This window comes from Acidovorax sp. KPB24-07, from assembly GCF_057543315.1.
This window is the reverse complement of the sequence record NZ_BAAJYS010000232.1, coordinates 1-5,723: the sequence shown is the minus strand read 5'-3', so window position 1 is coordinate 5,723 and position 5,723 is coordinate 1. Positions and strand designations below refer to the sequence as shown.

The following is a 5,723-nucleotide window of genomic DNA, read 5'->3' as shown; positions in this document are numbered from 1 at the left end:
CGGCGCCTCGGCCTGCAACGCGGCCACTAATGCGGGCGGCAGGTAGGTCTCGATCGTTTCCGCGCGCCATGCCAGATCGCCGGCGCCCGCCACGTCCCAACCCTGGGAGGTGAGCGTCAGCACCAGCTCGCGCGCCGTCTTCGCCGAGGCGATGCGGTGCAGGGCCACACCCGGCAGATGCCGGCGTGCCTCCACGTCGCCCAGGCGGCGGCCCGGCGCCTGGGGCCCGTCCGCCGCGCTGGCCACCTGCAGGGCGTCCAGGCTGTCGCAGATCCCCAGGCCGCCGGCCGGCACCGCCTCCCAGCCATCGGCGGCCAGCCGATGGGCCAGGCCCATGCCCTGGGCGTCCGCAGCCTCGACCGACCGGGCAGGCAGGAATTTCGGCTCCCGGGCCAGGGCTTGCTGTGGAACGGCGCCCACAGGCGCTGCCGTGATGAACATTCGCATCGACCTTCTCCCCTTGGTTTTTTCTGAACCCGCCGCGCGCCGCGGCCGGCGCATCGCGCGCCTGGCGGGCATGTCGGTGGCATTACAGCAATGCCCGGGGCGCCTGGAAACTATCCCTTCGGGTAGTTGCCAGACCGGCGCAGATGAAACCCAGGCCAGCAAGGAGCCCAGTGAGCGGCGTGCCCGGCGCTATGCCGCGTCACCTGCCTGCGCTGCCGCCTGCCGGGCGCAGACCGCGCGCAGCGCCGCCACGAACAGCGATTGCTCTTCGTAGCGAGCGCCCTCGGTCCGCTGGAACAGCGTGATGGGCGGCAGCGTCCAGCCGAAGCGGTGGGCGACGATGCCCACACCCGCGATGCGGGCCAGTTCTTCCGCGATGTCGGCGGGCACGATGGACACCGCTTTTTCGTTGGCCGCGATCAGCTCGCCGATGAGCTTGGACGACAGGCTCTCGACGAACGGCGCGGGCGGCGCCACCCCCGCGCGCAGGAAGAAATCGGTGATCTGCTCGCGCATGGGTGTCTGGCGGGCGCCCAGAATCCACTCCAGCCGGGCCAGTTCCTGCCAGGCCAGGGGCCGGCGCCCCAGCCGGGCGGCGAGGCGGCGGTGGGTGATGAGGCGGGGCTCCTGGTGGTAGAGCACCTCATGCTCCAGCCCCTGCATGTCGAGTACGGCCGATGCACGGCCGATCACGCAGTCCAGTTCGTGCTGGCGCAGGCGCTCCAGCAGGCGGTCGCTGGTGCCTTCGTGGATGGTCACGGTCACCTGCAGGCCCTGCGGCCGCGTCTGGCCGATGGCGGCGGCCAGCAGCCGCCCGGACACGAAAGGGATCACGCCCACCTGCAGGTGCGCGGCGCGGCCCAGGCCCACGGCCTCGATGTCGCGCACCCAATGGCCCAGGTCCTCCAGCATCGCCCGGGCCCGGGCGATGACCAGCTCCCCCAGCGCCGTGGGCGCCATGCCGCGCGCGGAGCGGTGGAACAGCGCGCCGCCGAACATGGCTTCCAGCTCGGCCAGCGCGTGCGTGACGGCCGGCTGGCTGGTCGCCATGCGGTGCGACACGCGGGTGAGCGACCCGTGTTCCGCAATCATGCGCAGCAGCACCAGGTGGCGCATCTTGAGCCGCGACGCGAGCCGGGCCTCCATCTCGGCAGGGGTCATCGAACGCTCCCAGAGCCATATCCATTGGCTTATGGGGCAATACTAAATGAGAAAGATTGGCTCATGCGGCTCCCCCACAATCGCAGCCCATGCGGCGGCGGCCCTGCGGGGCCGGACGCCTTCCAATCCAAAAAAAGGGGGAGAAGCGCGCAATGGAAACGATCTACTGGGTGGTCGGCATCGGGGCCGTGGTGGCCGGGTTCGTGCAGGGGCTGTCGGGGTTCGCGTTCGGCATGGTGGCCATGTCGTTCTGGGCCTGGACGCTGGAGCCGCGACTGGCGGCGGCGCTGGCGGTGTTCGGGGCGCTCACCGGGCAGATCGTCGCGGCGGTGTCGGTGCGCCGCGGCTTTGACGTGCGCACGCTGGCGCCATTCGTGCTAGGTGGTCTGCTGGGCATTCCGCTGGGCGTGGCCTTGCTGCCACGGCTGGACATGGTGTGGTTCAAGACGCTGCTGGGCGCCCTGCTGGTGCTGTGGTGCCCGACCATGCTGATGGCCAAGCGCCTGCCGCGCATCCGCTCGGGTGGCCGCGTGGCCGATGGCGTCGTGGGGCTGGCCGGCGGCGTGATGGGCGGCATCGGCGGATTCACCGGCACGCTGCCCACGCTGTGGTGCACCCTGCGCGGCTACGAGAAGGACCAGCAGCGCGCCGTGATCCAGAACTTCAACCTGTCGATGCTGCTGGTCACCATGGGCACCTACCTGGGCACTGGCATGGTCACGCGGGACATGCTGCCGTTCTTCGCCATCGTGGCGCCGGCGATGCTGGTGCCCACGCTGCTCGGCACGCGGCTGTACATCGGGCTGAGCGACGTGGCCTTCCGGCAGATCGTGCTGGGCCTGCTCACCGCGTCGGGCGTGGCCTTGCTGGCCTCGTCGCTGCCGCAGCTGGTGGCGCGCCACCTGTAGCGGCCGAAAGAGAGGACGGCCCCTCGCCAAGGCCCCTCTCCGCCCTCTTCAGCGCTGCACGCCCTCGACCAGCCAGTTCATCTGCAGGATCTGCGCATCGCCGAGGGTCTGGCCCGCGGCGATGACCTCGCGGCCGGTGTTGTCGCGCACGGGCGTCGCGCCCGCGCGGAACGGGTGGAAGCGCCCCTTGGCGATGTCTTCCTGGCGGGCCAGCACCTCGGCCTTCACAGCCGGCGGCACCTTGCTGCCGAAGCCCTCGACGCGGATCATGCCTTCGCGCACGCCGCCCCAGAGGTTGCCGCTTTTCCATGTGCCCTGCGCCACGGCGCGCACGCGTTCGGTGTAGTAGCCGCCCCACTGGTGCGTGACGGCGAGGATCTGCGCGTCCGGCCCCATTCGGCGCATGTCGGAGTGGTAGCCGATCGCGAGCTTGCCGCGCTCCTGGGCCGCGGCCATCACCGCCGTGGAGCCGGTGTGGAAGGCCACCACGTCCACGTTCTGGTTGAACAGCGCCATGGCCGCATCGCGCTCCTTGGGCGGGTCGAACCACACGTCCAGCCACACGAGCTTGACCGTGGCCTGGGGGTTGACCGAGCGCAGGCCCAGCGTGAACGCATTGATGCCCTGCAGCACCTCGGGGATGGGAAAGCCGGCCACGTAGCCCGCCACGTTGGTGCGCGTCATGCGCCCGGCGGCGACGCCGGCCAGGTAGCGGCCCTCGTAGTAACGGGCGTTGGCCGTGGCCACGTTGGGCGCGGTCTGGTAGCCGGTGATGGATTCGAACTTCACCCCGGGATAGTCCCGCGCCACCCGCAGCGTGGGCTCCATGTAGCCGAAGCTGGGCGTGAAGATGATCTGGTGGCCCGTGGCCGCCAAGTCGCGGATGACGCGCTCGGCGTCCGCGCCCTCGGCCACGTTCTCCACGAACGTGGTGCGCACGCGGTCGCCCAAGGCGGCCTCGACGGCCTTGCGGCCCTCGTCGTGCTGTCGCGTCCAGCCCGCTTCGGTGATGGGCGAGACATAGACGAAGCCGGCCTTCACCACGGCCGGGGGGACGGTCTGGGCGGTGTGGCTGGTTTGGGAAAAGGCGGGGGAAAGCCAACAGCAAGCGGCCACGAGCGTGGCTGCGAGGTTTTTGTACATGGTGGTCCTCTACATGGTCCCGGGGGATGGAAACGCGAAAGGCGGCCGGGACAGCCGCCTTTCGGGGAGCGCGATTGTAGTCAGCCGGCCCGCCCCCCGTGCCGGCAGGGCCATGCGGGCGGGCGCCCCTGCGGCCACCCGGGCCGAGGGCTAGAAGGGCCGCCATTCACCGACCAGGAGCGAAAAGTGCCTCCAGCGCAATTAGAACTAGGGTATGCCGCTATATTTTCAATAGCAAAAATTCACTTCGGGGAATGCCACTTTTCTCACCACGCCCCAGCTGTAGGTCGGCTGGGCCACGGCATGGAACAGGCCGTAGGAGAGCCCAGGGTTCTCGATCATCTGCGCTTGGTTCTGGGAGAGTCGGTTATGGCTCTCCGCCGCTGCAAACCAGCTCCAGATCACGGCGGTGAGCAGGTCTCCGGAGATTTGTTCGCCGGTGAGGTTCTGTACGTTGTTGGCCTGTAGCTGAGTTTTGGTGTTCTCCAGCCTTGTCTTGAGGCTGTCCAGTTGCCTCGCGCTGATCCCTCCCGCGCTGATGCCGATGGCCGTGGCCTGCCCCGCCACGTGGCTTTGGTCGGGCGTGATGTCCCATTGCGTGGGGTCGTACAACTGGGTGAACCCGCCCTGCCCTTGCAGGTCGCTGCCCATCGTGACCGCGCTGGCGCTTTGGGCCACCACCTGCCCATCCAGGCTGATTTGCGGTTTGAGCCGGATCAGGTAGCCCGGCAGGCTGGTGGGCAGTTCACCGGGCTGGATGGGGCTGCCGTCCGCGTGCGGTTTGGGCAGGAAACTCGCGATCAGGTCCGACGTGGCCTGATCCGCAGGCACATAACTCAAGGTGAGGCGTTTGCCCCCCAGGCGGCTGGTGGGTGCCCTGTAGCTCATTGCCCCAACCGTCGCTCAAGCGGTAAGTGAACTGGTGCTGCAGTCCGGCCGGAACCGCAGTGCTCTGCTGGCCGGTCTGAATGATGGCCAGCGGGGTGACACCGCTCAGCACGCTGTGCATGGTCTGCGGAATGATCTTCCTGCCAATGACGTCGCCGACCGTGGCGTTGGGCTTTTGGGTGTCGATGTGGGTTTTTAGGCGGCTTTGATAGGTGTCCAGTTGTCTCTGGATGGCCGCCTGGTTGAGGTTTTGTACCCAGCCTTCTTGTTCTTTGACGGTGGCTCCGCTTTGTGCGGCGTTGAGCAGGGCCTGGGCGTCCAGGGGGACGGCGGTTTGCAGGTCCATGCCCGCGGCATAGGCGTATTGCTTGACGCTGGCATCCAGCGCCACCCAGGCATTCAACGCTCCATTGGGATGGTTGTGCTGGGAGGCCGTCGCGTTCTTGGCACCCCGCCCGGGCGCCCAGTTCACATAGGCCTGCACCCATGCGTGTTCGAAGCGGATGCTCTGAATGGCGCCGACTTGGGCAATCCTATCTGACAGGACCATCACCCCCTGCTCTTTGCACATTCATTCAACTCTTCGCTTACTCACCGATTTTGAATAAACAAAAAGCATTATTGCAATAAAAATTCCATTGCAACCGATAACAATCCAACCATCAAGCCTAAAAATAAAATTATTTAAGAATTGCCAAAACAAAAAACTCCACAAAACTCCACGAAGCATTTCCTCCCCCTTGGCTCTCAATTTGCCATAAAAGTAAATTACAAAAATTATCAAAAGCACAACAACATTCAATATCAACATAGCTCACCTTTGCCAATAAAAGCTTTGCATTGCAGCGCAGTATTGGTGGGAATAAATATTCCAGGCAAAACCCAAGACATAGCGGCGATCACGGCCCCAGCAAGAACACCGCCAGTCAGAATGCCCGCAAGCAAGGCAATTCCCCCCATCGCGAAGAAAAAACCTCCTCAGAAGCAAGCTAGCGCATCTGAATCACCTTCATACAGACTTAATGCATGAGCGAATTCACGGGCAAATACAATCGAAAGGTAAGCTGGAAACGCAGTTCCTCCACCTGCAGGAATCGTGGTCGCATATAACGCTATAGTGATTGAGAGCAAAATAGCCATTTGTGCTCCCGCAGTGAAAGCACCATTACTCCCCCC

Annotated in this window: 6 protein-coding genes and 1 pseudogene; 1 reads left to right on the top strand and 6 read right to left on the bottom strand. The window is 65.6% G+C overall.

Going from position 1 to position 5,723, the window contains the following annotated elements; genetic code table 11:
- Both AC27IQ_RS18040 and AC27IQ_RS18035 read right to left on the bottom strand, forming a co-directional pair.
- Nucleotides 1-447 (bottom strand): annotated as a pseudogene (locus AC27IQ_RS18040) (hypothetical protein); the annotation flags it as partial.
- A gap of 189 nt (nt 448-636) precedes the next feature.
- Nucleotides 637-1,608, bottom strand: a complete 972-nt coding sequence (locus AC27IQ_RS18035) for a LysR substrate-binding domain-containing protein (RefSeq protein ID WP_487090277.1) — start codon at nt 1,606-1,608, stop codon at nt 637-639.
- 152 nt (nt 1,609-1,760) lie between these two features.
- On the opposite strand from AC27IQ_RS18035, the gene AC27IQ_RS18030 reads away from it, so the two are divergent.
- Nucleotides 1,761-2,516: a sulfite exporter TauE/SafE family protein gene (locus AC27IQ_RS18030; RefSeq protein WP_272564920.1), complete on the top strand. Its 756-nt coding sequence runs from the start codon at nt 1,761-1,763 to the stop codon at nt 2,514-2,516.
- A 48-nt stretch (nt 2,517-2,564) separates the two neighbouring features.
- Here AC27IQ_RS18030 and AC27IQ_RS18025 read toward each other — a convergent pair whose 3' ends face one another.
- From AC27IQ_RS18025 to AC27IQ_RS18010, 4 genes are all read right to left on the bottom strand, one after another.
- Nucleotides 2,565-3,659: a BMP family ABC transporter substrate-binding protein gene (locus AC27IQ_RS18025; protein ID WP_317356603.1), complete on the bottom strand. Its 1,095-nt coding sequence runs from the start codon at nt 3,657-3,659 to the stop codon at nt 2,565-2,567.
- Between the two features lie 228 nt (nt 3,660-3,887).
- On the bottom strand, nt 3,888-4,490 hold the full coding sequence (locus AC27IQ_RS18020; RefSeq protein ID WP_487090276.1) for a hypothetical protein: 603 nt from the start codon (nt 4,488-4,490) through the stop codon (nt 3,888-3,890).
- The gene (locus tag AC27IQ_RS18015) at nt 4,405-5,118 is read right to left on the bottom strand and encodes a hypothetical protein (protein ID WP_487090275.1); all 714 of its coding nucleotides are present in this window, start codon (nt 5,116-5,118) and stop codon (nt 4,405-4,407) included. The genes AC27IQ_RS18020 and AC27IQ_RS18015 overlap by 86 nt, the downstream gene beginning before the upstream one ends.
- Before the next feature lie 407 nt (nt 5,119-5,525).
- The coding region (locus AC27IQ_RS18010; protein ID WP_487090274.1) for a hypothetical protein at nt 5,526-5,723 on the bottom strand (198 nt) is incomplete at its 5' end.

Excerpts from the sequence above, each read along its gene's own strand:
- AC27IQ_RS18025 (WP_317356603.1), bottom strand. The coding sequence starts at position 3,659 with ATGTACAAAAACCTCGCAGCCACGCTCGTGGCCGCTTGCTGTTGGCTT.
- AC27IQ_RS18035 (WP_487090277.1), bottom strand. The coding sequence starts at position 1,608 with ATGACCCCTGCCGAGATGGAGGCCCGGCTCGCGTCGCGGCTCAAGATG.
- AC27IQ_RS18015 (WP_487090275.1), bottom strand. The coding sequence starts at position 5,118 with ATGTGCAAAGAGCAGGGGGTGATGGTCCTGTCAGATAGGATTGCCCAA.
- AC27IQ_RS18030 (WP_272564920.1), top strand. The coding sequence starts at position 1,761 with ATGGAAACGATCTACTGGGTGGTCGGCATCGGGGCCGTGGTGGCCGGG.